At 62.4% G+C, this 24084-nt stretch carries 20 protein-coding genes; 12 read left to right on the top strand and 8 right to left on the bottom strand.

The annotated features are described in order from the left end of the window. The 4 genes from B9A31_RS16280 to B9A31_RS16265 all read right to left on the bottom strand — a co-directional run bounded on the left by B9A31_RS16280 (window position 1) and on the right by B9A31_RS16265 (window position 5178). Entirely contained in the window at window positions 1–972 is a 972-nt protein-coding gene (locus B9A31_RS16280; RefSeq protein WP_019097879.1) for a PDR/VanB family oxidoreductase, read from the bottom strand. A gap of 79 nt (window positions 973–1051) precedes the next feature. Further along, on the bottom strand, window positions 1052–2173 hold the full coding sequence (locus B9A31_RS16275) for an aromatic ring-hydroxylating oxygenase subunit alpha (protein WP_019097878.1): 1122 nt from the start codon (window positions 2171–2173) through the stop codon (window positions 1052–1054). A gap of 121 nt (window positions 2174–2294) precedes the next feature. Beyond that, window positions 2295–3893, bottom strand: coding sequence for a BCCT family transporter (locus B9A31_RS16270; protein ID WP_025754508.1), 1599 nt, complete (start codon window positions 3891–3893; stop codon window positions 2295–2297). A 193-nt stretch (window positions 3894–4086) separates the two neighbouring features. After that, window positions 4087–5178, bottom strand: a complete 1092-nt coding sequence (locus B9A31_RS16265) for a tartrate dehydrogenase (protein WP_019097876.1) — start codon at window positions 5176–5178, stop codon at window positions 4087–4089. 98 nt (window positions 5179–5276) lie between these two features. Here B9A31_RS16265 and B9A31_RS16260 point away from each other — a divergent pair, with 98 nt between their 5' ends. Next, on the top strand, window positions 5277–6188 hold the full coding sequence (locus B9A31_RS16260) for a LysR substrate-binding domain-containing protein (RefSeq protein WP_019097875.1): 912 nt from the start codon (window positions 5277–5279) through the stop codon (window positions 6186–6188). Between the two features lie 14 nt (window positions 6189–6202). Here B9A31_RS16260 and B9A31_RS16255 read toward each other — a convergent pair whose 3' ends face one another. Then, window positions 6203–6685 (bottom strand): Lrp/AsnC family transcriptional regulator, encoded by a 483-nt coding sequence (locus tag B9A31_RS16255; protein WP_019097874.1) that lies wholly within the window; start codon window positions 6683–6685, stop codon window positions 6203–6205. 123 nt (window positions 6686–6808) lie between these two features. On the opposite strand from B9A31_RS16255, the gene B9A31_RS16250 reads away from it, so the two are divergent. Both B9A31_RS16250 and B9A31_RS16245 read left to right on the top strand, forming a co-directional pair. Further along, entirely contained in the window at window positions 6809–7840 is a 1032-nt protein-coding gene (locus tag B9A31_RS16250) for a histone deacetylase family protein (RefSeq protein ID WP_019097873.1), read from the top strand. A 77-nt stretch (window positions 7841–7917) separates the two neighbouring features. Continuing rightward, window positions 7918–9321 carry an amino acid permease gene (locus B9A31_RS16245; protein WP_019097872.1) on the top strand — a complete coding sequence of 468 codons (1404 nt, stop codon included), beginning with the start codon at window positions 7918–7920 and terminating at the stop codon, window positions 9319–9321. A gap of 12 nt (window positions 9322–9333) precedes the next feature. Here the strand turns inward: B9A31_RS16245 and catR are convergent, their stop codons facing one another. Next, window positions 9334–10206: an HTH-type transcriptional regulator CatR gene (gene catR, locus B9A31_RS16240; RefSeq protein ID WP_019097871.1), complete on the bottom strand. Its 873-nt coding sequence runs from the start codon at window positions 10204–10206 to the stop codon at window positions 9334–9336. Between the two features lie 135 nt (window positions 10207–10341). Here catR and B9A31_RS16235 point away from each other — a divergent pair, with 135 nt between their 5' ends. The 5 genes from B9A31_RS16235 (at window position 10342) to B9A31_RS16215 (ending at window position 15624) form a co-directional block, all read left to right on the top strand. Further along, window positions 10342–11463, top strand: coding sequence for a muconate cycloisomerase family protein (locus tag B9A31_RS16235; protein WP_019097870.1), 1122 nt, complete (start codon window positions 10342–10344; stop codon window positions 11461–11463). A gap of 20 nt (window positions 11464–11483) precedes the next feature. Continuing rightward, the gene (gene catC / locus B9A31_RS16230) at window positions 11484–11774 is read left to right on the top strand and encodes a muconolactone Delta-isomerase (protein ID WP_084297145.1); all 291 of its coding nucleotides are present in this window, start codon (window positions 11484–11486) and stop codon (window positions 11772–11774) included. A gap of 43 nt (window positions 11775–11817) precedes the next feature. Then, window positions 11818–12753 carry a catechol 1,2-dioxygenase gene (gene catA / locus B9A31_RS16225; protein WP_027609068.1) on the top strand — a complete coding sequence of 312 codons (936 nt, stop codon included), beginning with the start codon at window positions 11818–11820 and terminating at the stop codon, window positions 12751–12753. Between the two features lie 116 nt (window positions 12754–12869). Continuing rightward, window positions 12870–13364, top strand: a complete 495-nt coding sequence (locus tag B9A31_RS16220; RefSeq protein ID WP_016715679.1) for a GNAT family N-acetyltransferase — start codon at window positions 12870–12872, stop codon at window positions 13362–13364. Between the two features lie 163 nt (window positions 13365–13527). Next, window positions 13528–15624 carry a putative bifunctional diguanylate cyclase/phosphodiesterase gene (locus B9A31_RS16215; protein WP_016715680.1) on the top strand — a complete coding sequence of 699 codons (2097 nt, stop codon included), beginning with the start codon at window positions 13528–13530 and terminating at the stop codon, window positions 15622–15624. Window positions 15625–15721: 97 nt separating this feature from the next. On the opposite strand, the gene B9A31_RS16210 is transcribed toward B9A31_RS16215, so the two are convergent. Continuing rightward, entirely contained in the window at window positions 15722–16546 is an 825-nt protein-coding gene (locus tag B9A31_RS16210) for an aldo/keto reductase (RefSeq protein ID WP_019097867.1), read from the bottom strand. Between the two features lie 247 nt (window positions 16547–16793). Here B9A31_RS16210 and B9A31_RS16205 point away from each other — a divergent pair, with 247 nt between their 5' ends. Beyond that, window positions 16794–17672, top strand: coding sequence for a DMT family transporter (locus tag B9A31_RS16205; RefSeq protein WP_016715684.1), 879 nt, complete (start codon window positions 16794–16796; stop codon window positions 17670–17672). Window positions 17673–17714: 42 nt separating this feature from the next. Here the strand turns inward: B9A31_RS16205 and B9A31_RS16200 are convergent, their stop codons facing one another. Then, window positions 17715–18617 (bottom strand): LysR family transcriptional regulator, encoded by a 903-nt coding sequence (locus B9A31_RS16200; RefSeq protein ID WP_019097866.1) that lies wholly within the window; start codon window positions 18615–18617, stop codon window positions 17715–17717. A gap of 349 nt (window positions 18618–18966) precedes the next feature. Between B9A31_RS16200 and katG the strand changes: the two genes are divergently transcribed. The 3 genes from katG to B9A31_RS16185 all read left to right on the top strand — a co-directional run bounded on the left by katG (window position 18967) and on the right by B9A31_RS16185 (window position 24040). Then, entirely contained in the window at window positions 18967–21222 is a 2256-nt protein-coding gene (katG, locus tag B9A31_RS16195; RefSeq protein ID WP_027609067.1) for a catalase/peroxidase HPI, read from the top strand. A gap of 154 nt (window positions 21223–21376) precedes the next feature. Then, window positions 21377–22588: a M24 family metallopeptidase gene (locus tag B9A31_RS16190; protein WP_019097865.1), complete on the top strand. Its 1212-nt coding sequence runs from the start codon at window positions 21377–21379 to the stop codon at window positions 22586–22588. A gap of 117 nt (window positions 22589–22705) precedes the next feature. Beyond that, complete coding sequence (locus B9A31_RS16185) at window positions 22706–24040, top strand: MFS transporter (protein WP_019097864.1); 1335 nt, start codon at window positions 22706–22708, stop codon at window positions 24038–24040. The last annotated feature ends 44 nt before the right edge of the window (window positions 24041–24084 follow it).

Genomic DNA, 24084 nt, shown 5'->3' with positions numbered 1-24084 from the left:
TTACAGATCCAGCACCAGCCGCGCCGTACGGGCGCGCGAGACGCACAGCATGATGCTCTGCTGGGCAGCCTTCTCCTCGTCGCTCAGGTACTGGTCATAATGCTCGGCCTCGCCCTCCAGAATGGCGGTCTCGCACGTACCGCACACGCCTTCGCGGCACAGGCACTCGACCTTGGCGGCCTTGGACTTTTCGATGGCCTGCAGAATGGTCATGCCTTCTTCCACCTGCAACTCCACGCCCGACTGCGCCAGCACCACGGTAAAGGCGCTGCCGGTGACGGGGGTGGCGGCAAACTGTTCCCAATGCACGCGGTGCTCGGCAATACCAGCCTGGGCAGCACAGTCGATGACCGCGTCGATCAGCGGTTTGGGGCCGCACACGTACAGGTGCGCTTGCTCGTCCAGCCCTGCGCACAGGGCGGCGAGGTCGAGCTTGCGGTCGAGGCTGTCGATGTAGAAACGGGTATTGGCCGCGTGCGGGCCGCAGACCAGTTGCTCCTGAAACGCGCCGTGCTCCGGTGCGCGGAAGGCATAGTGGAGCTCGTAGTCGGTGCTGCCGCCTTCCAGCTCATGCAGATGCGCAAGGAACGGGGTAATGCCGATACCGCCGGCAATCAGCACATGGCGGCCAGCCGAAGGGTCCAGGGCAAACAGGTTGTTGGGTGACGAAATGGTCAGGCGAGTGCCGACTTCCACCTGCTGGTGCATGAATGCCGAGCCGCCCTTGGACCGCTCTTCCAGTCGCACGCCAATCTGGTAGCTGCGGGTGTCGCGCGGGTCGCTCATCAGCGAGTAGGCGTTACTGAACTGGCTGCCATCGGCGCCTTGCATCTGCACGATGACGTGGCTGCCACCGGTGAAGGCGGGCATCGCCGCGCCGTCTTCGCGGGCCAAGGTAAAGCGCTTGATCAGCGGCGTGGCGTGTTCCACGTCGGTTACGCGGACGCTGAACATTTCATAAGTGTTGGCCATGGTTCACCTCAACTGCCTGGGTGCGCGGCAGGCCCTGCCGCGCACCTTTTAAGTGCATATAAAAGTGGAGCGGTTGCCATCAATCGTCGAGGTGGGCCACGGCGATCAGGTTGTGGAAGTGGGCAATGCCGTGCTCGCTCATACCGCTGCGTTCGCGGTCGGCCATGATGCGGCCCTGGCCGCGGTAGCCACGCGACTTCAGGCCCTTCTGCACGCTTTCGACCAGACGCAGGTCTTCTGGGCGGAACACTTCGCGGTACCAGTCGATCAGCTTCTGCTGCTCTTCGCTGATGTCCTTGTTGAGGAAGTAGATGTCGTAGTGCTGCAGGGTGGTTTCGGCATCGACCGGGAACTCGTAGATCACGGTCATGAAGTTGGCCCCTGGCGGCACATTGAACATGGTGCATGGCCAGGCCCAGAAACCGGCGAACGACGGGTCTTTCACGTTTTCGTCAAATTTGAACGACTGCTCCGAAGGCTTGGCCAGGCCGTACTGCAGGGTCCAGTTGCCGTGCAGGCTGTGGCTGTACTGGCCAACGTCCACCGAGTCGGAGAAACCAGGGTGGGCAGGGGCGCAGTGGTAGCACTCCAGGTAGTTGTCGACGATCGACTTCCAGTTGGCCGGGGTGTCACTAACAAAGCGCGCAGCCAGGTGCAGGTCGTCGATCACCGCGCAGGCTTCACGCATGCGCGCTTGCATGCCTGGCAACTGGTCTTCGACGGAGCCTGCGTCCATGTCCATATTGATGAAGATGAAGCCGGCGTATTCCTCTACGCGCAGCTGCACCAGGGTGGAGTTTTCCTTGTCGAAGTTGACCACGTTGTCGCAGTTGCGGGCGTGGGCCAATTCGCCGTCGAGCTTGAAGGTCCAGGCGTGGTACGGGCAGGTGATGACGTTCTTGGCCTTGCCGCTGCCGCTGAGCAGCTGGTGGCCACGGTGCGGGCAGACGTTGTAGAACGCACGCAGCACGCTGTCACGGCCGCGCACGACAATGATGCTTTCGCCAATCACTTCGCGGGTGATGTAGGCGTTGTTGTCTGCCACTTCGCTGCGGTGGCCTACGCAGATCCAGCTGCGGGCGAAGATGGCTTCTTTCTCGTGCTCGAACACCGCAGCCTGGGTGTAGAAGGTGGCCGGGATGGTGAAGGCCTCGTCGGCATTCGCGCAGAAATCGGCGGGCAGGCGTTTGAAGTCGTTCATGACAGGTATCTCACAAGCTCGGTTTATAGTTGTTGGTTAACGCGTATCTGTTGGTTAACAGATCAGGCAAAAAAATTTGCAGTCCTTCGAGGGGGCCGCAGTGCAGCCCCCTTTGATTTAATCAATGCACGGCAGCAGCGCTGCGCGGGGCCTGATCGGTGGGTTCTTCACCGGCCATGCGCGCAGCTTCCTCCTCGATGACATGGGCCGGTACCTGGCCGTAGTCGGCGATCATCCACTTGAAGAAGCCGTAGATCTTCACCAGCAGAATCACCATGAACGGGATTGCAGTCAGCACCACGGCGGTCTTCATGGTCGACAGCGAGGCCTTGGCGAACAGCATGGCCAGCGGCACCAAAGTCAGCACCACGCACCAGAACAGGCGGTGGGTTGGCGTCGGGTCGTCGCCTTCACGCAGGTTGCGGGTGCTGGTGGCGGCCACCGCGTAGGCTGCGGCATCCATGTGCGAAGCACAGAAGATGGCCATGATGAACAGGTACACACCGAGGAACACTTGGCCCCACGGCAACGCCAGCAGCAAGTGCGTCACGGCCGATTCGCCACCTTGCTCGGCGAGCATCTTCGGTACATCCACCGCGCCGGTGATGAACTGGTGCATGCTGTAGCTTTCCAGCGCACCGAAGAAGAACCAGCAACCGAAGCTGCCACCCAGCAGCAGGGCCAGCACCACTTCCTTGATCTGTCGGCCACGCGAAACGCGGGTGACGAACATGGCCACGCCCGGTGCGTACGACACCCACCACAACCAGTAGAACACCGTCCAGTTGCGGGTGAAGGCACCGTCCCCGGCCGGGTCGGTGAACAGGCTCATGTGCACATAGTTCTGGATCATCAGGCCAATCGAGTTCGCGGTGTTGTTGAGGGTGAACTGGGTCGGGCCCACCAGCAGCACGATCGCGGCAAACACCAGCGCGCCGATGCACACCATCTTGCTCAGGCGCTGCAGGCCGCCATCGATACCGATGTAGGAGCTGAGCGAGAACATCACCGCCACGCCGCCGATCACCATCAATTGCACGGTGAACGTATCCGGGGTGCCGGTCAGGTCGTGCAGGCCGCGCGTCAGGGTAGAGGCGGTGAGGGCCAGCGACACGGTCAGTGCGCCCATCATGGTCAGCAGGAAGATCAGGTCGACGGTACGGCCTACTGGCCCAGTGGCCTTGAAACCTGTCACCGCTTCGATGACCGAAGCCAGGTTCAGGCCGCTCTTCTTGCGTACATGGAAGTGGTAGGCCATGGCCAGCGAGGCCAGGGCGTAGATCGACCAGGCGCTGATACCCCAATGGAAGAACGAGTAGCCCACGCTGTATTCCAGCGCCTTGGGCGTGGCGGCGGCGATGTTCAGGCCTGGGGTCTGGTAGTAGTAGGCCCACTCCATCACACCCCAGTAGAGGGTCGACGACCCCATGCCGGCGCAGATGAACATGAACACCCAGGTGGCGGTGGCATATTCAGGCTTGCCGCTGCCCAGGCGGATATTGCCGTACTTGCTGAAGGCCAGGTACAGCACGGCCAGGGTACTGGCGAACACCAGTACCTGCACGCTGGTACCGAAGGTGCGGGTGGACAGTTCGAACAACTGGTTGGCGGCGCTTTCAGCCTGGGAGGGGAAGGCTGCAAGGCCGATCACGGTGAGCAGTACGGCAATCAGGCTCACGGTAATCAGGAACACATCAATCTTTTTATTCTTGTGCGACATCATCGTCTCCTGGACGTTGGCGTACTTGTTATACCCGGCAGGCATCCGGGGTGCTGCGGTACTGCTCCTTCCTTGGTGGTTAACCATTGGTTTACAATAATCTAATGGTTAACAGATTTTGCATACAATCCACGCCGCTCGCAAGAGGCAAGGGGCCGATTGTCAGACACTTCTGACAATCGGCCCCTGTGCATTAGGCTTCGACCAGCGCGGTAATGGCCTGGCCCACTTGTTGGGTGGACTGCTGGCCGCCCATGTCGCGGGTTACGTCACCGGCGGCGATGACCTGCTCGATGGCCTTGAGGATGTCGTCGTGGGCAGCCCGGTAACGTGGGTCGGTGCCGTCGTTGCCGAGGAAGTCGAGCATCAGCGCGCCGGACCAGATCATCGCGATCGGGTTGGCGATGTTCTTGCCGTAGATGTCTGGCGCCGAGCCGTGCACCGGCTCGAACAGCGACGGGAACTTGCGCTCGGGGTTCAGGTTGGCCGAGGGCGCGATGCCGATGGTGCCGGCGCAGGCCGGGCCGAGGTCGGACAGGATGTCGCCGAACAGGTTCGAGGCCACGACCACGTCGAAGCGGTCTGGCTGCAGCACGAAGCGGGCGCAAAGGATATCAATGTGCTGCTTGTCCCAGCTGATTTCGGGATAATTGGCTGCCATGGCGGCGGTGCGCTCGTCCCAATACGGCATGCTCACGGCCATGCCGTTGGACTTGGTGGCCGAGGTGACGTGCTTGCGCTCGCGGGTCTGGGCCACCTCGAAGGCGTATTTGAGAATGCGGTCGACGCCACGGCGGGTGAACACCGATTCTTGCAGCACGAACTCGTTCTCGGTGCCTTCGAACATGCGCCCGCCCAGCGACGAGTACTCGCCCTCAGTGTTTTCGCGGATGACCACGAAGTCGATGTCACCGGGTTCACGGCCAGCCAGCGGGCACGGCACACCCGGGAACAGGCGCACTGGGCGTATGTTCACATACTGATCGAAATCGCGGCGGAACTTGAGCAGCGAACCCCACAGCGAGATGTGGTCCGGCACCTTGTCTGGCCAGCCCACGGCACCGAAGTACAGGGCGTCAAAATCCTTGAGCTGTTCGAACCAGTCGTCCGGCATCATCTTGCCATGGGCCAGGTAGTAGTCGCAGCTGGCCCATTCGAAGAACTCGAAGCTGATGTCCAGGCCGTGCTTGCGTGCAGCGGCCTCGACCACGCGAATGCCTTCTGGCAGTACTTCGTTGCCGATGCCGTCGCCAGGGATTGCCGCGATTCTGAACGTCTTGCTCATGGGGGTGCACTCGTTGTCTAGGGAACAGGTGCTGGCCATGCTATAAGGGCTTGACTTGGAGATAATCTGGCCAATCATTGATTCTTGGAACACGCTACGTGAATAATCTGCCCAGCCTCGACGACCTCAACATCTTCCTGCTGGTGGCCAAACGTGCCAGCTTCGCGGCCGTGGCCGACGAGTTGGGCATGTCGGCGGCGTACATCAGCAAGCGCATTCGCATACTCGAGCAAACCCTGGAGGTACGCCTGCTGCATCGCACTACGCGAAGGGTGACGGTGAGCGAGGAGGGCGAGCGGGTATATCAATGGGCATTGCAGATATTCGATGCCGTGCAGCGCATGGGTGATGACATCAGTGCCCAGCACCGCGAACCGGCCGGGCAGCTGCGTATTGCCAGCAGCCTGGGACTGGGCCGGCGCTTCGTGGCGCCGGCGTTGTCCGAATTGGCCGAGCGCTATCCACGGCTGGATGTTCGCCTGGATGTGCACGACCGCCTGGTGGACCTGATTGCAGAAGGCGTGGATCTGGACATTCGTGTGGGCAACGCCATTGCCCCCAACCTGATCGCCAAGCCGCTGGCGCGCAACCGTCGGGTGCTATGCGCCGCGCCGGCTTACCTGGCGCGGCGCGGTACGCCCAAAGTGCTGGGCGACCTTGCCAGCCACGACTGTCTGGTGATCAAGGAGCGCGACCACCCGTTTGGCGTGTGGCAACTGATGGGGCCGGACGGCGAAGAAGGCGTGCGAGTGACCGGCGGCCTGTCGACCAACCATGGCGAAGTGGCGCACCAGTGGTGCCTGGACGGGCGGGGGATACTGCTGCGTTCATGGTGGGATGTGCACGATAGCCTGCAGGACGGGCGGCTGGTTCAGGTGCTCGAGGACTATCACCAGCCGGCGGATATCTGGGCGGTGTATACTTCGCCGCTGGCCAGTTCGGCCAAGGTGCGGGTGGCGGTGGACTTTTTCCGGCAGTATTTTGCCGAGCGTTACAGTTTGCCGGAATAGCCACCGATCAGCCTTCAGGACACGGGTATCCGCGACACCGCCTTCACTTCCCGCAACGCCAGGCTCGACTGGATCGAGGCAATGCCCGGCTGCCTGCGCAAAACCTCTTCCACAAACCGGCCATAGCTCTCCAGATCAGTCGCCAGCACCGTCAGCACATAATCAGCCTCGCCGGTCACCTTGTGGCAGGACAGCACCTGCGGCAGCTTCAAGATCACTTGCTCGAAATCATCCGGCGCATTGGCCGAGTGATTACCAAAGCGCACCTGGGCAAACGCCATCACGTCGTACCCCAGCTTCCTGCGGTCGAGGTTGGCTTGGTAATCCTTGATGATACCGAGCTCCTCCAGCCGTTTGCGCCGGCGCCAGCAGGGCGTCACGGTCATCGACAGGCGCTCGCCCAGCGCAGCGCTCGACAGGGTGCCGTCCTCCTGCAAAAGGCGCAGCAGCTCGCGGTCGGTTTCGTCTAGTTCTTCAATAGCAAAAGCTTTGCTCATAAATTGTAATTACCGTTAATACTTTGCTCAAGCATCGGGTTTATCTGAGCATAAAGCAAAGCATTTTCAGGGCTATCTCGCGAAAATTGGTTATCTGGTAACCCCTTGAAAAAGGACATTCGCGTGCTGACAGTCTTTAGCAACAAACACCGCTTGCACCACGGCTCGGAACTCAAGGATGGCGCCATCACGCCATCGTTCGAAAACCCCCGCCGCGCCGACACCGTACTGGCCCGTGTGCACAGCACCGCATTGGGCGATGTGATCGCCGAGCAGGCCTTCGACCGTGCCTGCTATGTGGCGGCGCACAGTGAACGGTATGTAACCTTCCTGGAAAACGCCTGGTCGGAATGGGCCGCCACCGGCAAGACCCACGATGCACTGCCGCTGGTGTGGCCGGTGCGCGACCTGGCCATCGACCGTGAACCCGGCTTCATCGACGGCAAGCTGGGCTTCTACGCCATGGATGCCGGAGCACCGATCACGGCGGGTACCTGGGAGGCCGTGCGCAGCAGCGCCAACGTTGCCCTCACCGGCATGCAGCGCATCATCGACGGTGCCAACAGTGCTTTCGCCCTGTGTCGCCCACCGGGGCATCATGCCGCCCGCGAATACATGGGCGGCTATTGCTACCTGAACAACGCCGCCATCGCCGCCGAGCGCTGCCTGAGCCAGGGCGCCAAGCGCGTAGCTGTGCTGGACGTGGACTTCCACCACGGCAACGGCACACAGAACATCTTCTATGACCGCCCTGATGTGATGTTCGCCTCCCTGCATGGCGACCCGCATGTCTCCTACCCGTACTTCTCTGGCTATGCCCATGAAAAGGGCGCAGGTGCAGGCGAGGGCTTCAATGCCAACTTCCCAATGGGCAAGGGCACTGTCTGGGCGCAGTACCAGGTGGCCCTGCAGGCAGCGCTCAAGCGCATCGTCGCGCACAAGCCCGAATTCCTGGTCGTGTCGCTAGGTGTCGACACCTTTGAAGATGACCCGATCAGCCATTTCAAACTCACCAGCGATGACTTCCTGCGCATGGGCGCCGAGATCGCCAGTGCCGGCATCCCGACCCTGTTCGTGATGGAGGGTGGCTACATGGTCGACGAAATCGGCATCAATGCGGTGAACACCCTGCAAGGGTTCGAAAGCGCGCGCTAACCCGCGCACAAAGCGCTGGCGAGGCCGGTAAACGGCCTTGCCGCAGTGTGACAGACCAACAATAACAAGAGGTCGCCATGCAAGACATGCCCGCAAGCCTTGAGCAAAGCAAACCGGTAACGCCCGACCGTGACGGGCACCTGCAACGCACGCTGGAAAACCGCCACATCCAGCTGATTTCCATCGGTGGCGCAATCGGCACTGGCCTGTTCATGGGCTCGGGCAAGGTCATTGCGCTGTCCGGCACCTCAATCCTGCTGGTTTACGCCATCCTCGGGTTCTTTGTGTTCTTCGTCATGCGCGCCATGGGCGAGCTGCTGTTGTCCGACCTACGCTTCAAGTCGTTCGCCGATATCGTCGCCCATTACCTGGGCCCGCGCGCCGGCTTTGTGCTGAGCTGGTCTTACTGGCTGAGCTGGAGCGTGGCAGTGGTTGGTGACGTGGTCGTGGTGGCTGGGTTCTTCCAGTACTGGTATCCCGATGCACCGGCCTGGTTACCCGCGTTCTTCACCCTGTTCGTGCTGTTGGGGTTGAACATGCTGGCGGTGCGGATATTTGGCGAGGTGGAATTCTGGTTCGGCATCATCAAGATCGTTGCCATCGTGCTGTTGATCATCACGGCGGTGGTGATGATCGCCACTTCCTACACCTCACCCAATGGCGTGGTAGCGTCGCTGTCCAACGTGGTCGCACCGGGTGCGGTGCTGCCCCACGGCATCAGTGGCTTCTTCGCCGGGTTCCAGATTGCCGTGTTTTCCTTTGCTGGCACCGAACTGATAGGCACCACCGCCGCCGAGGCGAAGAATCCGCATCGTTCACTGCCCAAGGCCATCAACACCATCCCCTTGCGTATTCTGCTGTTCTACATCCTGGCGCTGGTGTGCATCATCAGCGTGGTGTCGTGGGCCGAGGTGCCGGCCAACCGCAGCCCCTTCGTCGAACTGTTCCTGCTGGCCGGCTTCCCGGCGGCGGCCGGCATGATCAATTTCGTAGTGCTGACCTCGGCAGCCTCTTCGGCCAACAGCGGGGTCTATTCGGGCTGCCGGATGCTGTTCGGTTTGGCCGAGCGGCGTAACGCGCCGGCCCTGTTCGCCAGGCTTTCGGCGCTCAGCGTACCGGTGTACAGCCTGGTTTTTTCCGGTGTGTGCATGCTGATCGGGTTGAGCCTGCTGTTCATCATTCCCGAGGTGATGACGGTGTTCACGCTGATCTCGACGGTTTCGGCGATTCTGGTGATCTTTACCTGGTCGATGATCCTTGCAGCGTACCTTGCCTATCGCAAACGCAACCCGGTTGCGCACCAGGCTTCGCAGTTTAAACTGCCGGGCGGGGTGCCGATGGCCGTCACGACCTTAGGCTTCCTTGGCTTTGTGCTGGTGCTGCTGGCATTGCAGCCGGATACACGGTTGGCGCTGTGCGTGATGCCGTTGTGGTTCGTGTTTTTGCTGGTGGCATACCGTCGCCGTACTGAACCACATTGAATGTGGTTTTGCTCATCCAGCCTGCCGTTCGATCAACGCCATGCACCGTTGCACGACCGGGCTCACATCCCCCTTGCGGCGGCTAAGAATGATCGGGCTCACCGCGCCGCTATCCAGCAAACCGACATACTCGATATCGGTACGGTGCTGCTGTTGCACCGACGCCGGCACCAAGGTCACCCCCACGCCCACCGCCACCAGGCCGATGGCGGTTTGCAGTTCGTTGGCCCACTGGCTGACGCGAATGCTCATGCCGTGCTGGGCGAACAGCGCCAGCACATGGTCGGCATAACTGGGCCGAGGGTTGGCCGGATAGAGGATGAACGCTTCGCCTGCCAATTGAGCCAGGGTAAGTGGGGGGCCCGCCAGCGGGTGGCCCTTGGGCAGCACGGCCACCAGCGGGTCTTCACGCAGAACCTGCTGGTGGATGGCGGGATCATCGATACGAATGCGCCCAAAAGCGATATCGATACGCCCGCTCTTCAGCGCTTCTACCTGCTGCAGCGTGGTCATCTCGCTCAGGCCCAGCTCCAGCTCGCTGTCCTGGCGCAGCTCGCGGATCAGCTCCGGCAGCACGTTGTACAGGGTCGAGGGGGCAAAGCCGATGCCCAGCCACTGGCGCTGGCCCTGGCCAATACGCCGGGTGTTGTCGCTGATATTCTGCAATTGCTGCAACACGGTGCAAGTCTGCTCATAGAAGAAGCGACCCGCCTCGGTCAGCCGCAGCGGGCGTTCGCGTACCACCAGCAGGGTACCGAGCTGGTCCTCCAGTTGGCTGATCTGCCGGCTCAGTGGTGGCTGGGCAATGTGCAGCAGCTCGGCGGCGCGGGTGAAATTGAGAGTTTCGGCCAGGACTTTGAAGTAACGCAGGTGGCGCAGCTCCACAAGACCTCCAGGGTATGGTGGGAGATTCATTTGATATTGGACGGTCACCAGGGTCTCGCGCAATCCTTGAACACGCAAGTAAATGCACCATTCGGGATTGCCACTGGCAGCCCGACCTGACGGGACCTGGCTACAATGACAAGCGCGCTGATTGAACGCATAGAAGCAATTATCGTCGACCTGCCGACCATTCGCCCGCACAAGCTGGCAATGCACACCATGCAGCAACAGACCCTGGTGGTATTGCGCGTGCACTGCAGCGATGGCGTGGAAGGTATCGGCGAGGCCACCACCATCGGTGGCCTGGCCTATGGCTACGAAAGCCCCGAGGGCATCAAGGCCAATATCGATGCGCACCTGGCGCCTGCGCTGATCGGCTTGGCGGCAGACAACATCAACGCTGCCATGCTCAGGCTGGACAAGCTGGCCAAGGGCAATACGTTTGCCAAGTCGGGTATCGAAAGCGCGTTGCTCGACGCCCAGGGCAAGCGCCTGGGCCTGCCGGTCAGCGAGCTTCTGGGCGGCCGTGTGCGTGAGAGCCTGGAAGTGGCCTGGACCCTGGCCAGTGGCGACACTGCCCGCGACATCGCCGAAGCTCAGCACATGCTGGAAATTCGCCGTCACCGCGTGTTCAAGCTGAAGATCGGTGCCAACCCGGTGGAGCAAGACCTCAAGCACGTGGTGGCCATCAAGCGTGAGCTGGGCGACAGCGCCAGCGTGCGCGTCGACGTCAACCAGTACTGGGACGAATCCCAGGCCATTCGCGCCTGCCAGGTGTTGGGCGACAACGGTATCGACCTGATCGAACAACCGATTTCACGCATCAACCGGGGTGGCCAGGTGCGCCTGAACCAGCGCAGCCCGGCGCCGATCATGGCCGATGAGTCGATCGAAAGCGTCGAGGACGCCTTCAGTCTGGCCGCCGACGGCGCGGCCAGCATCTTCGCCCTGAAAATCGCCAAGAACGGCGGCCCGCGTGCCGTATTGCGCACCGCGCAAATCGCCGAGGCCGCCGGTATCGCCCTGTATGGCGGCACCATGCTCGAAGGTTCGATCGGCACTTTGGCGTCGGCCCATGCCTTCCTTACCCTGCGCCAACTCACCTGGGGAACCGAGCTGTTCGGCCCGCTGCTGCTGACCGAAGAAATCGTCAACGAGCCGCCGCAGTACCGCGACTTCCAGCTGCACATTCCCCGTACCCCAGGCCTGGGTCTGACCCTGGACGAACAGCGCCTGGCGCGCTTCGCTCGTCGCTGATCAGCAAGCAAGGAGAAATCATGCTGTTCCACGTGAAGATGACCGTGAAACTGCCGGTCGACATAGACCCGGCCAAGGCTGCCAAGCTCAAGGCCGATGAAAAGGAACTGGCTCAGCGCCTGCAGCGCGAGGGCACCTGGCGCCACCTGTGGCGCATTGCCGGGCACTATGCCAACTACAGCGTGTTCGATGTGCCCAGCGTCGAGGCGCTGCACGATACCCTGATGCAACTGCCATTGTTCCCGTACATGGACATCGAGGTGAACGGCCTGTGCCGGCACCCTTCGTCGATCCACAGCGACGACCGCTGATTCGCACCTGACTACCCGACAAGAACAATACGAGGTAAGCACGATGACCGTGAAAATTTCCCACACTGCCGATGTTCAAGCCTTCTTCAACAAGGTGGCTGGCCTGGACCATGCCGAGGGCAACCCACGCTTCAAGCAGATCATCCTGCGCGTCCTGCAGGACACCGCGCGCCTGGTCGAAGACCTGGAAATCACCGAAGACGAATTCTGGCACGCCATTGACTACCTCAACCGCCTGGGCGGCCGTAACGAGGCGGGCCTGCTGGCCGCAGGCCTGGGTATCGAGCACTTCCTCGACCTGCTGCAGGATGCCAAGGACGCCGAAGCCGGCTTGGGTGGCGGCACACCGCGCACCATCGAAGGCCCGCTGTACGTGGCCGGTGCGCCGCTGGCGCAAGGCGAAGCGCGCATGGATGACGGCACCGATCCGGGTGTGGTGATGTTCCTTCAGGGCCAGGTGTTCGATGCCGACGGCAAGCCGCTCGCCGGTGCCACCGTCGACCTCTGGCATGCCAACACCCAGGGCACTTATTCGTACTTCGATTCGACTCAGTCCGAATACAACCTGCGCCGCCGCATCATCACCGATGCCGAGGGCCGCTACCGTGCGCGCTCCATCGTGCCGTCGGGGTACGGCTGCGATCCGCAGGGCCCGACCCAGGAATGCCTGGACCTGCTCGGCCGCCACGGCCAGCGCCCGGCGCACGTGCACTTCTTCATCTCGGCACCTGGGTTCCGCCACCTGACCACGCAGATCAACTTCGAGGGCGACAAGTACCTGTGGGATGACTTCGCCTACGCCACCCGTGACGGGTTGATTGGCGAGCTGCGCTTTGTCGAAGATGCCGCTGCCGCGCGTGATCGCGGTGTTCAGGGCGAGCGCTTTGCCGAACTGGCGTTCGACTTCCACCTGCAGGCGGCTGCAGCGCCGGAGGCCGAAGCGCGCAGCCATCGGCCGCGTGCGTTGCAGGAGGGCTGAGTTCTAGCCTGGATTCACAGTGTTTTGGCCTGGGCCTTTCCGTGCGGGGAGGGCCTGGGCTTTTTGCTGTCGGCCGCTTGTCATCTAGAATCGGCCTTTTACCCCGAGCCCGCACCATGCTCCCGATTGCACTGTTACCGACTACCGCCGACCAGGCCCCGCTCATCCGCAACCTTTACCAGTTCTACTCTTACGAGTCCTCCGACTGGGAGCAGGAAGATGTTGAAGTGGATGGCCGCTTCTACATCCACGACGAGCACCTGCAGCGCTACTGGCAGGACGACGGTTGGGGCGCCTACCTGGTGCTGGCGGACGGCTTCATCGCCGGTTTCGTACTGGTGGAACGCAGCGAGCTGCCGGGCCTCGATGCCCTCGAACTGGCCGACCTGTTCATCCTGAAGAAATACCGCCGCCAGGGTATTGGGCAGGCGGTGGCGTTGCAGTTGTTGAGCGGTGAGGGCGACTGGTTGTTGCGCTGCTACGCACAGGATCCGCCCGCTGTGGCGTTCTGCAAGGCTGTGCTGGCGAACCTGTCGCGCCCGGCACAGGCGATTGCCTTGGACGATGAGCCTGACTTGCTGAATTTCCTGGTGAGTGGCGCCCGCCATTGAGGCTGTATCTGTCTTCGTTCGTCCTTGAAGGGGAATAGCGAGATTTTTGTGAGCCGCTTCACAAAATCGTCATGAGCGGCATAATGCCATCAACGCATACCAAGACCCGGCCACAGTGTGCCGGGGTCCCTTCTCATGCCCCTCGAGGGTTCAGGTAAAGTTCATGTCGCTAGCTGCAAACCCCGACATCATGTACCGGCTGTTGATCCAGAGCGTGGTGGACTATGCCATCTACCTGCTCACCCCCGAGGGTATTGTCGCCAACTGGAACCCAGGTGCCCAACGTGCCAAGGGCTACCATGCCGATGAAATTGTCGGCCAGCATTACTCGTTGTTTTACACCGATGCCGAGCGTGCAGCCGGGCTGCCGGCGCTGAACCTGGAGCAGGCGCGCAGCACCGGGCGCTTTGAAGAAGTGGGTTCGCGCCTGCGTAAGGATGGCACTGCCTTTCACGCCCATGTGGTCATCGAAGCGGTGCATGACGATGCCGGGCAACTGGTGGGGTTCGCCAAGGTCACCCGCGACATTTCCGAGCGCCACCACCAGGAGCAGGAGCTGCTGAAGGCCAAGGAACTGGCCGAGCAGTACAGCCAGGAAATGACCAAGCTGTCTCAGTTCCTGGATTCGGTGATTGCCAACATTCCTGCCAGCGTCATCGTCCAGGACCTGGAAAGCCAGCGCATCCTGTTGGCCAACCAGCAGGCCGAGCGCCTGTTCGGCGGGCCGGGGCGCAGCATGATCGGTCAGTTGCCCGGTGACTGCCTTGCCCCCGCAGCGGCCGGCTACCTTGAGCAGCAACTGGCGCGTGGTGCCCGCAGTACCAAGGGCCATGCCGCCGAAACCCGCGTCGACACGGCCCGCGGCCCGCGCACCCTTCGCAGCCGCACCTTGCTCAGCCAGAACCGCGAGGGCCAGGCTGACTACGTGCTCTTCGTCGCCGAGGACGCCACTGAAGAGTTGGCCGCCCATGCGCAGATCCACCACATGGCGCACCATGATGCGCTCACCGGGTTGCCCAACCGAACGCTGTTCAACGAACGCCTGCGACAGGCCCTGGTGCGAGGCAGCGAAAACGCCAAGCTGACCGCTGCCTTGTGCCTGGACCTGGACAATTTCAAGAACATCAACGACTCGTTGGGCCATGCCTTTGGCGACAAGCTGCTGCGCGAGCTGGGCAAACGCCTGCGCCGCGAGTTGCGCGAGCACGACACTCTGGCGCGTCTGGGTGGTGACGAGTTTGCCGTGGTGCTGACCGGCCTGGATGGCCGAGATGCCGCATGCAACACCGCGCAGCGGTTGATCAACGCCATCTGCCCGCCGTTCCAGATCGAGGGGCACCAGTTCACTGTGGGGGTCAGCATCGGCATTGCCATCGCCCCCGATGACAACGACCAGGCCGAGCAATTGCTCGGTTATGCCGACATGGCGCTGTACGAGGCCAAGCGCAATGGCCGCAACCGCTACGAGTGTTTCGACGTCGAGCTGGACGTCGCGGCCCGCCAGCGCCGCCTGGTGGAAACCGACCTGCGTACCGCGCTGCATCTGGGCCAGCTGCAGCTGCACTACCAGCCGGTGGTCGACCAGCAGACCAGCAGCGTTACCGGTTACGAGGCGTTGCTGCGCTGGGAGCACCCGACCCGTGGCATGGTCATGCCCATGGACTTCATCCCCATCGCTGAAGAAACCGGGCTGATCCACGAACTGGGCACGCGTGCACTGAACCTGGCTTGCCAGGAGGCGGCCAGCTGGGACAGCGAGCAGACCGTGTCGGTCAACCTGTCGGCCGTGCAGTTCAAAAATGGCAACCTTGTCCATATTGTCGCCCTGGCGCTGGCCGACTCAGGCCTGCCGCCGCAGCGGCTGGAGCTGGAAATTACCGAATCGGTACTGCTGGGCAACAGCGAAGAAAACGTGCGCACCTTGCGTGCGCTGAAAGACCTGGGTGTGTCCATTTCGCTGGACGACTTCGGGACCGGCTACTCATCGTTGGGGTACCTGCGCTCGTTCCCGTTCGACCGGATCAAGATCGACAAGTCGTTCGTGCACGACATGTGCGACAGCCGCGAAGCAATGTCGATCATTCGCGCCATTACCGACCTGTCCAACAGCCTGATGATCAAGACCACGGCCGAGGGGGTGGAGTCGGAAGAGCAGATGCGTCGGTTGGCGGCGGAAGGGTGTTCGCACTTTCAGGGTTACCTGTACGGGCGGCCGGCACCGGCGAGCGAGCGGTTGAAGCAGGTCATTACGCCAGGCTGACGGCTTACGCGGTCTTACTCAAAATCTAAAAACTTGTGCAATCCTTGTGGGAGCGGGCGTGCCCGCTCCCACAAGGCCTGTGTCGCGCTTATGAATTTCAGCTATTCCAGTCCGGCGCAAACGCCGGGCTCACTACGCGCTGATCCTTCGGCAACCCGGCAATCGCCGCACGGTCTTCGTCATCCAGTTGCACGTCCAGCGCTGCCAGGTTGGCCAGTTGGTTTTCGCGGCTACTGGCCTTGGGGATCGCCGCTACGCCGTCCTGGTCCAGCAGCCACTTCAGTGCCACCTGGCCAGGCAGCACACCATGCTTACGGGCAACTTCCTGGATGACCGGCTGCGCCGCTGCCTGGCCACGGGCCAGTGGGGTGTAGGCGGTGAGCAGCAGGTCATGGCGGCGCGCGTAATCAAGCAGCGGTTGCTGGCCAAGTAGCACATGGTATTCCACCTGGATCGCCGACAACGGTGCGCCCAGGGTTTCCATCACCTGGCGCAGCAGCCCAAGCGGGAAGTTGGCCACGCCGATGTGTCGCGCCTTGCCTTCGTCACGCAGCGCTACCAACGTTTCGATGCTGCGGGCCAGGTCCCAGTCCTGGCCGGGCCAGTGAATGTGGAACAGGTCGACGTGCTCGGTGCCCAGCGCGCGCAGGCTGTCTTCCAGTGACTGACGCATGGCCTTGGGTTCCAGGCGGTCCCACCACACCTTGGTGGTCAGGTGGATCTGCTCGCGCGGCACGTCGCTGTCGCGCAGGGCCTGGCCGACAGCCGCTTCGTTGTCGTAAGCGGTGGCGGTATCGATGTGCCGGTAACCCACGTCCAGCGCCTGGCGCACGGCCTGGGTGCACGCGGTGCCAGTCATCGGCCAGGTGCCCAGCCCGATTGCGGGCAGGGCCAGGCCGTTACGGGTGGTGAGCCTTTGCATGTAAATTCCTTGTAGGGTGTGCAGGGTTCGCGGTCGATGGTCGGCGATCAGCACGGCACGGGCCATGCGTGCGGGGCACAAAGTGGTCGATCAGCGAACAGAATTTGCAGTCGGCCTGGACAAGCGGCAATTGAACTTCCTTATGCTGCGCCATCTCTTCTAGAATCCGAACTGTTGCACCCGCCAGGCCATGCCTGTGCGGCCTTCCCTGGGCGCTGCCTGCTGGCGCGCCGTCATCGAGAGAGCCATGAGTTCCAGCACACCGCTGTCCGGCGTCAACCAACCTCTGCGTGGCATCACCCTCGTCGTGGTGGCGACGTTTCTGTTTGCCAGCCACGATGCCTTGTCCAAGTTTCTTGGCGGCCTGTACCCGATCATCATGGTGGTGTGGGCACGCTATTTAGTGCATACGCTGCTGATGGCCGGCATCTTTCTGCCCAAGTCGGGTATGAACGTGCTGCGCACCCGTCGGCCGCTGTTGCAGACGCTGCGTGCCTTGAGCCTGCTCAGCACCAGCCTGTTGTTTACCGCTGGCCTGCAATACCTGCCGCTGGCCGAGGCCACGGCAGTCAACTTTCTTGCCCCGGTGCTGGTCACCGCGCTGTCGGCGCCGCTGCTCAAAGAGCGGGTGACGGTGGGGCAGTGGGTGGCGGTGGTGTTGGGCTTTATCGGCGTGCTGGTGGTAGTACACCCGGGGGGAGCAATGTTCACCCCTGCCATTCTGTACCCGTTCGGTTCGGCGCTGGGGTTCTGCTTCTACCAACTGCTGACCCGCATCCTGGCGGCGCACGACAGCCCGACCACCAGCAACTTCTATGCGGGGCTGTGCAACACCTTGGCGTTGAGTGCGCTGGTGCCGTTTTTCTGGGAAATGCCGCGTTGGGACCATGCGCTGCTGATGCTGGCGTTGGGGGGCTTTGGCATGACGGCGCACCTGCTGCTGACCCAGGCCTTCCGCCATGCGGCGCCAGCGTTGCTGGCACCGTTCAGCTACTGCCAGATCGTGTTTGCCGGGTTGCTCGGGTTCGTGATCTACAGCCAGGTGCCGGATACCTTGAGCCTGGTGGGTATTTCGGTTATTTGCCTCAGTGGGCTGGGTGCGGCGTGGATGCAGCGGCGTAAATGAGGCGCTCGATCTCACAAACGCCAAACTTCTTCAGCCAAGCACCTACCGAGCCATAAACTGCAAAATACGCTCGCGCAACCAGCGCTCGGCGGGGTCGTTGTCCTGGGCACCGCTCCACACCATCGACAGCTCTGCCTCGGTGATATCGAACGGCGCCGGGTCGGCGCGCAAGCTGCCGTCGTCGGCCAGGGCGCAGGCGGCGTAGTCCGGCACCGTGGCGATCATCTCGGTATTGCGTAGCAGGGCGCGCAGGCTGCCGAACTGCGGCACTGCCAGCACCACCTTGCGGCAACGACCGATGCGCGCCAGGTCCAGGTCGATATTGCCGCTCATGTCGCCGGAGAACGACACCATCACATGCGGGCGGGCGCAGTATTCGTCGAGGGTCAGCGGGCCGGGGCGGTCGTCGGCGCGCAGTACCCGCACGCCGATGTTACGCAGCTTGCGGCGTTTGGCGGTGGCCGGCAGGTCGGTGGTGTAGCTCACACCGACCGAAATTTCACCGCTGGCCAGCAAGCCGGGCATCAGCAGGAAGTTGGCACGCCGTACCACCACGCTGATATCCGGGGCCTCTTCGCGAAGGGCCTGCAGAAGCGCTGGGAACAGGCCGAACTCGGCATCGTCCGACAGGCCCAGGCGGAACACGTTGCAACTGCTGGCCGGGTCGAACTCGCGGGCTCGGCTGATGGCGGCGGAAATCACGTCCATGGCCGGGCCCAGCTCGGCGAAGATCTGCATGGCCCTGGGCGTGGGCTCCATGGCCCGGCCGCTACGGATCAGCAGCGGGTCGTCAAACAGCTCGCGCAGGCGGGCGAGGGCGGCGCTGACGGTGGACTGGGTGATGAACAGCTTTTCACCCACGCGGGTCAGGTTGCGTTCGATCATCAGGGCTTCGAACAGCACCAGCAGGTTCATGTCGACGCGGCGCAGGTCGTTGCGGTTCATTGGGCTCGGGTTCCGGGGGTAGAGGGCTTGGCGGTGTATTGAAGCATGTGGGCGGCCTGCTTGCCTTGTATGGATGTGCCTGCCAACGCCTGACAGAGCCAGCCTATCACCCCCTAACAGCCACTCTATTAGAAGTCTGCCCAAGCTCGGCTAGTCTTTCCCCTGGCCCCGCGAATTCCGCGAGCGGGCGGTGTGTCAGCACCTGCGTGCAAGACCGCACCGGCCCGCCGTGACAGCTTCGCAAGCCCCGTGTAGACCTGATGAGGGGTAGCACGAGCCCACACGCTCGGCTGAAAGAACACCTGGCATAGACCGGAAATCTGGATAACCGACCCAAAGGTACCCGCAGATGTCGAACGAATCGAAATGCCCGTTCCATCAAACCGCAGGTGGCGGCACCACCAACCGTGACTGGTGGCCTGACCAGCTCAACCTGAGGATTCTTCACCAACATTCGTCCAAGTCCAGCCCTGACCCGGACTTCGATTACGCCAAGGCGTTCAAGAGCCTGGACTTCCAGGCCCTGAAAAAAGACCTGACCGCCTTGATGACCGATTCGCAGGACTGGTGGCCCGCCGACTTCGGCCACTACGGACCGCTGTTCATCCGCATGGCCTGGCACAGCGCCGGTACCTACCGCATTGGTGATGGCCGGGGTGGCGCCGGCTCGGGTCAGCAGCGTTTCGCCCCGCTCAACAGCTGGCCGGACAACGTCAGCCTGGACAAGGCCCGGCGCCTGCTGTGGCCGATCAAGCAAAAGTACGGCAACAAGATTTCCTGGGCCGACCTGATCGTGCTTACCGGCAACGTCGCCCTCGAATCCATGGGCTTCAAGACGTTCGGGTTCTCGGGCGGGCGTGCCGATGTGTGGGAGCCCGATGAAGACGTGTACTGGGGTTCGGAAAAGGTCTGGTTGGGGGGCGATACCCGCTACGGCAAGGACCAGGTCAAGGCGCAGCCGCCAGGCCAGGGTGACCTGGTGGCCGAACCGGCCAAACATGGCGAAGAGCAAAACCGCGACCTGTCGGCCGAGCGCAACCTGGAAAACCCACTGGCCGCCGTGCAGATGGGCCTGATCTACGTGAACCCGGAAGGGCCGGAAGGTAACCCCGACCCGGTGGCTTCGGGCAAGGATATCCGCGAGACCTTCGGCCGCATGGCCATGAACGACGAAGAAACCGTGGCACTGATTGCAGGTGGCCACGCCTTCGGCAAGACCCACGGTGCCGGCCCTGCCGACAACGTCGGCCCGGAGCCGGAAGCTGCAGGCCTGGAGCTGCAGGGGTTGGGTTGGGCCAACAAGTTCGGAAGCGGCAAGGGTGGCGATACCATCACCAGCGGCCTGGAAGTGACCTGGACCTCGACCCCCACCCGATGGAGCAACGAGTACCTCAACAACCTGTTCAACTTCGACTGGGAACTGACCAAGAGCCCGGCCGGTGCCCACCAGTGGCGGCCGAAGGAGGGCAAGGGGGCAGGCACCGTGCCGGATGCCCATGACCCGGCCAAGCGCCACGCGCCTTCCATGCTTACCTCCGACCTGGCGCTGCGCTTCGACCCGATCTACGAACCGATCGCTCGCCGCTTCAAGGACAACCCCGAGCAGTTGGCGGATGCTTTCGCCCGCGCCTGGTACAAGCTGATCCACCGCGACATGGGCCCGCTTGCGCGTTACCTGGGCCCGGAAATGCCCAATGAAGAGCTGCTGTGGCAGGACCCGTTGCCCAAAGCTGAGGCATCCACTCTCAGTGAACAAGACATCGCGGCCCTCAAGGCCAAGGTTTTAGCTTCGGGCTTGAGCGTGGGCGAGCTGGTTTCCACCGCCTGGGCATCGGCCTCGACCTTCCGTGGCTCCGACAAGCGCGGTGGTGCCAATGGCGCCCGCTTGCGCCTGGCGCCGCAGAAGGACTGGGCTGCAAACCAGGGTGTAGACAAGGTGCTGGCGGCGCTGGAGAAGATTCAGGCCGACTTCAACAATGGCGGTAAAAAGGTCTCGATGGCCGACCTGATCGTGCTGGCGGGTACGGCCGCCGTTGAAAAGGCCGCCAAGGATGCCGGCTACAGTGGCAGCGTTGGGTTCCGCCCGGGCCGTGTCGATGCGTCCCAGGCGCAGACCGATGTCGAATCGTTTGCCGTGCTGGAACCGTTGGCCGATGGTTTCCGCAATTTCACCAAGGCTCGCTATAGCGTCAAGGCCGAGAAGCTGTTGCTGGACAAGGCCCAGTTGCTGACCCTGACCGCGCCGGAGCTGACCGTGCTGATCGGTGGCCTGCGCGTGTTGGGCGCCAACCATGGCGGCAGCAAGCAGGGCGTGTTCACCGACAAGCCCGGCACCTTGAGCAATGACTTCTTCCGCAACCTGTTGGACATGGGCGTGGAATGGAAGGCGACTTCGGCAGACAACGAAAGCTTCGAAGGCCGCGATCGCAAGACCGGGCAGGTGAAGTGGACCGGTAGCCGGGTTGACCTGGTGTTTGGTTCGCATGCCCAGTTGCGGGCGCTGAGTGAGGTGTATGGCAGCAGTGATGGGGGTGACAAGTTCGTCCGGGACTTTGTGGCCGCGTGGCAGAAGGTCATGGAGCTGGATCGCTTTGACCTGAAGTAGCAGTGTTTCCGGGGGCGCATCGCGCCCCCTTTGCAGTGGCCATCCCGCCAATTCCAGGTCGGATAGATACAAAAGCGTCCTCGTCGGTTCTGTTGCAATGCTTCTCAGGCGGCAAGCCTGAACAGCGTGCTTACAACGACAAGGAACCCCGACCATGCAAATGCCCAAGACCCTGAAAATCCGCAATGGCGACAAGGTGCAGCCAACCTTCTCGGCCCAGGAATATGCGGCCCGCCATGCCCGGCTGCGGGCCTACATGGACGAGCAGGACATCGAAGCGGCGATCTTCACGTCGTACCACAACGTCAACTACTACAGCGATTTTCTCTACTGCTCGTTCGGCCGCCCCTATGCGCTGGTGATCACCCAGGACAAGGTGGTCTCGATCAGTGCCAACATCGACGGCGGGCAACCCTGGCGGCGCACGGTGGGCACTGACAACATCGTCTACACCGACTGGCAGCGCGACAACTTCTTCGTCGCCATCCAGCAGGCCCTGCCGCTGGCCTCGCGCATTGGCGTGGAGCATGACCACCTCAACCTGCAGAACCACGGCAAGCTCGCCGCCTGCTACCCCAAGGCCGAGCTGGTAGACATCGGTGCACCCTGCATGCGCATGCGCATGATCAAGTCGGCCGAGGAGCAGGCGCTGATTCGCCATGGCGCGCAGGTGGCCGATATCGGCGGTGCGGCGGTGGTAGAGGCGCTGCGCGATCAAGTGCCTGAATATGAAGTGGCATTGCATGCCACCCAGGCGATGGTCCGGGAAATTGCCAAGCGCTTCCCCGATGCCGAGCTGATGGACACCTGGACCTGGTTCCAGTCCGGGCTCAACACCGACGGTGCGCACAACCCGGTAACCAGCCGCCGCGTGGGCAAGGGTGAAATCCTCAGCCTCAACTGCTTCCCGATGATCGCTGGCTACTACACCGCGCTGGAGCGCACACTGTTCCTCGACCATTGCCCGGACGAGCACCTGCGCCTGTGGCAGGCCAACGTCGAGGTACACGAGGCCGGGTTGAAGCTGGTACGTCCGGGCATGCGCTGCAGCGATATCGCCCGTGAACTGAACGAGATTTTCCTGCGCCACGACCTGCTGCAATACCGCACCTTCGGTTATGGCCACTCGTTCGGCACCTTGAGTCACTACTACGGCCGCGAAGCCGGGCTGGAGCTGCGCGAAGACATCGACACGGTGCTGGAGCCGGGCATGGTGGTGTCGATCGAACCGATGATCATGCTGCCTGAAGGGCGACTGGGGGCGGGCGGGTATCGCGAGCATGACATCCTGATCGTCACTGACCACGGCGCTGAGAACATCACCCGATTCCCGTATGGGCCGGAGCACAACATCATTCGCAAGTAAGCATCGGTGGTGCCTCGTCGCGGCTTCAGCCGCGATGAGGCCAGCCCAGACAACAAAAAAATCACTGTATGACCACCAGACCCTGCCTCCAATTAAAAGAACCAGAGGGTATCCGTCATGTCCAGCACCACACTTGACCCATCCACCGTCGACGGCCCCGCGCTCAGTGCCGAACGCCAGGCCCTGCGCAAGGCCGCCCGGGCCAGTTTCATGGGCAACTTCGTCGAGTGGTTCGACTACGCCGCCTACGGCTACCTCGCCACCATCATCGCCGCCACCTTCTTCCCGCAAACCGATAAGACCACCGGCTTGCTGGCCACCTTTGCAGTGTTTGCCCTGTCGTTCCTGGTGCGGCCACTGGGCGGCATTGTCTGGGGCCATTTCGGCGACCGCCATGGCCGGCGCAACGCACTGTCGTGGTCGATCCTGATCATGTCGGTATCCACGTTTTGCATTGGCCTGTTGCCCGGTTATGCGCAAATCGGCCTGTGGGCACCCTGCCTGCTGTTGCTGATCCGCCTGGTGCAGGGCTTTTCGGCTTCGGGCGAGTACGCCGGTGCCGCCGCGTTTTTGGCTGAATACGCACCGCCTGGACGGCGCGGCTTGTACACCAGCATCGTGCCGGCCAGCACCGCAGCGGGGTTGCTGTTTGGTGCGGCATTCGTGGCGGTACTGCACGAGCTGCTCAGCAGCGAAGCCCTGCATGAATGGGGCTGGCGGCTGCCGTTCCTGCTGGCGGCGCCGTTTGGCCTGGTAGGGCGTTATATCCGCATGAGCCTGCAGGACACCCCCAAATTTCTGGAGATGGAGCAGCGCCTGGAAAACAAAGCCTGCATGGCGCAGGCGCCAATACGCGAACTGATGAGCCAGCACCGCCGCAGCCTGGCCATCGGCATTGGCGTTACCTGCCTGAACGCCGTGGCGTTCTACCTGCTGCTTAGCTACATGCCGACCTACCTGTCCACTGAAATGGGCATGAGCGAGCGGGATTCGTTCATTGCCTCGACGGTGTCGCTGGCCACCTATATCGGCTTGATCTTCCTGATGGGGCGTTTGTCCGACCAGTTTGGCCGCAAGACCATGCTGGTGGTGGCGTCGCTGTTGTTCCTGGGGCTGACCGTGCCGTTGTTCCGCCTGCTCGATGGGCAGCCGCTGGTGGTGATCCTGGCGATCCAGATTTGCTTCGGGGCGGTACTGGCGATGAACGACGGGACCTTGCCGTGCCTGCTGGCGGAGATTTTCCCGACCCGGGTGCGTTTCAGTGGCTTTGCCCTGAGCTTCAATCTGGCCAACGCGCTGTTTGGCGGGACTGCGCCGTTCATTGCCACCTGGCTGATCCAGGTGACCGGCAGCAAGCTGGCGCCGGCGGGGTATTTGCTGGCGGCGGCACTGGTCGCGCTGGTGGCCATGCTGATGTGTCGGGAAACGGCGCACTCGGCTCTTGAAGATTAGTTGACCTGTACCGGCCTCTTTGCGGGTAAACCCGTGAAGAGGCC

Source organism: Pseudomonas sp. URIL14HWK12:I5 (assembly GCF_900176445.1).
Taxonomy (GTDB): domain Bacteria; phylum Pseudomonadota; class Gammaproteobacteria; order Pseudomonadales; family Pseudomonadaceae; genus Aquipseudomonas; species Aquipseudomonas monteilii.
Note: the sequence above shows the minus strand (reverse complement) of the source record. Positions and strands in the feature narration are given on the sequence as shown.

Coding starts and splice junctions, on each gene's coding strand:
- B9A31_RS16280 (WP_019097879.1), bottom strand. CDS start 972: ATGGCCAACACTTATGAAATGTTCAGCGTCCGCGTAACCGACGTGGAA.
- B9A31_RS16275 (WP_019097878.1), bottom strand. CDS start 2,173: ATGAACGACTTCAAACGCCTGCCCGCCGATTTCTGCGCGAATGCCGAC.
- B9A31_RS16270 (WP_025754508.1), bottom strand. CDS start 3,893: ATGTCGCACAAGAATAAAAAGATTGATGTGTTCCTGATTACCGTGAGC.
- B9A31_RS16265 (WP_019097876.1), bottom strand. CDS start 5,178: ATGAGCAAGACGTTCAGAATCGCGGCAATCCCTGGCGACGGCATCGGC.
- B9A31_RS16255 (WP_019097874.1), bottom strand. CDS start 6,685: ATGAGCAAAGCTTTTGCTATTGAAGAACTAGACGAAACCGACCGCGAG.
- B9A31_RS16245 (WP_019097872.1), top strand. CDS start 7,918: ATGCAAGACATGCCCGCAAGCCTTGAGCAAAGCAAACCGGTAACGCCC.
- B9A31_RS16235 (WP_019097870.1), top strand. CDS start 10,342: ATGACAAGCGCGCTGATTGAACGCATAGAAGCAATTATCGTCGACCTG.
- catC (WP_084297145.1), top strand. CDS start 11,484: ATGCTGTTCCACGTGAAGATGACCGTGAAACTGCCGGTCGACATAGAC.
- catA (WP_027609068.1), top strand. CDS start 11,818: ATGACCGTGAAAATTTCCCACACTGCCGATGTTCAAGCCTTCTTCAAC.
- B9A31_RS16220 (WP_016715679.1), top strand. CDS start 12,870: ATGCTCCCGATTGCACTGTTACCGACTACCGCCGACCAGGCCCCGCTC.
- B9A31_RS16215 (WP_016715680.1), top strand. CDS start 13,528: ATGTCGCTAGCTGCAAACCCCGACATCATGTACCGGCTGTTGATCCAG.
- B9A31_RS16210 (WP_019097867.1), bottom strand. CDS start 16,546: ATGCAAAGGCTCACCACCCGTAACGGCCTGGCCCTGCCCGCAATCGGG.
- B9A31_RS16205 (WP_016715684.1), top strand. CDS start 16,794: ATGAGTTCCAGCACACCGCTGTCCGGCGTCAACCAACCTCTGCGTGGC.
- B9A31_RS16200 (WP_019097866.1), bottom strand. CDS start 18,617: ATGAACCGCAACGACCTGCGCCGCGTCGACATGAACCTGCTGGTGCTG.
- katG (WP_027609067.1), top strand. CDS start 18,967: ATGTCGAACGAATCGAAATGCCCGTTCCATCAAACCGCAGGTGGCGGC.
- B9A31_RS16190 (WP_019097865.1), top strand. CDS start 21,377: ATGCAAATGCCCAAGACCCTGAAAATCCGCAATGGCGACAAGGTGCAG.
- B9A31_RS16185 (WP_019097864.1), top strand. CDS start 22,706: ATGTCCAGCACCACACTTGACCCATCCACCGTCGACGGCCCCGCGCTC.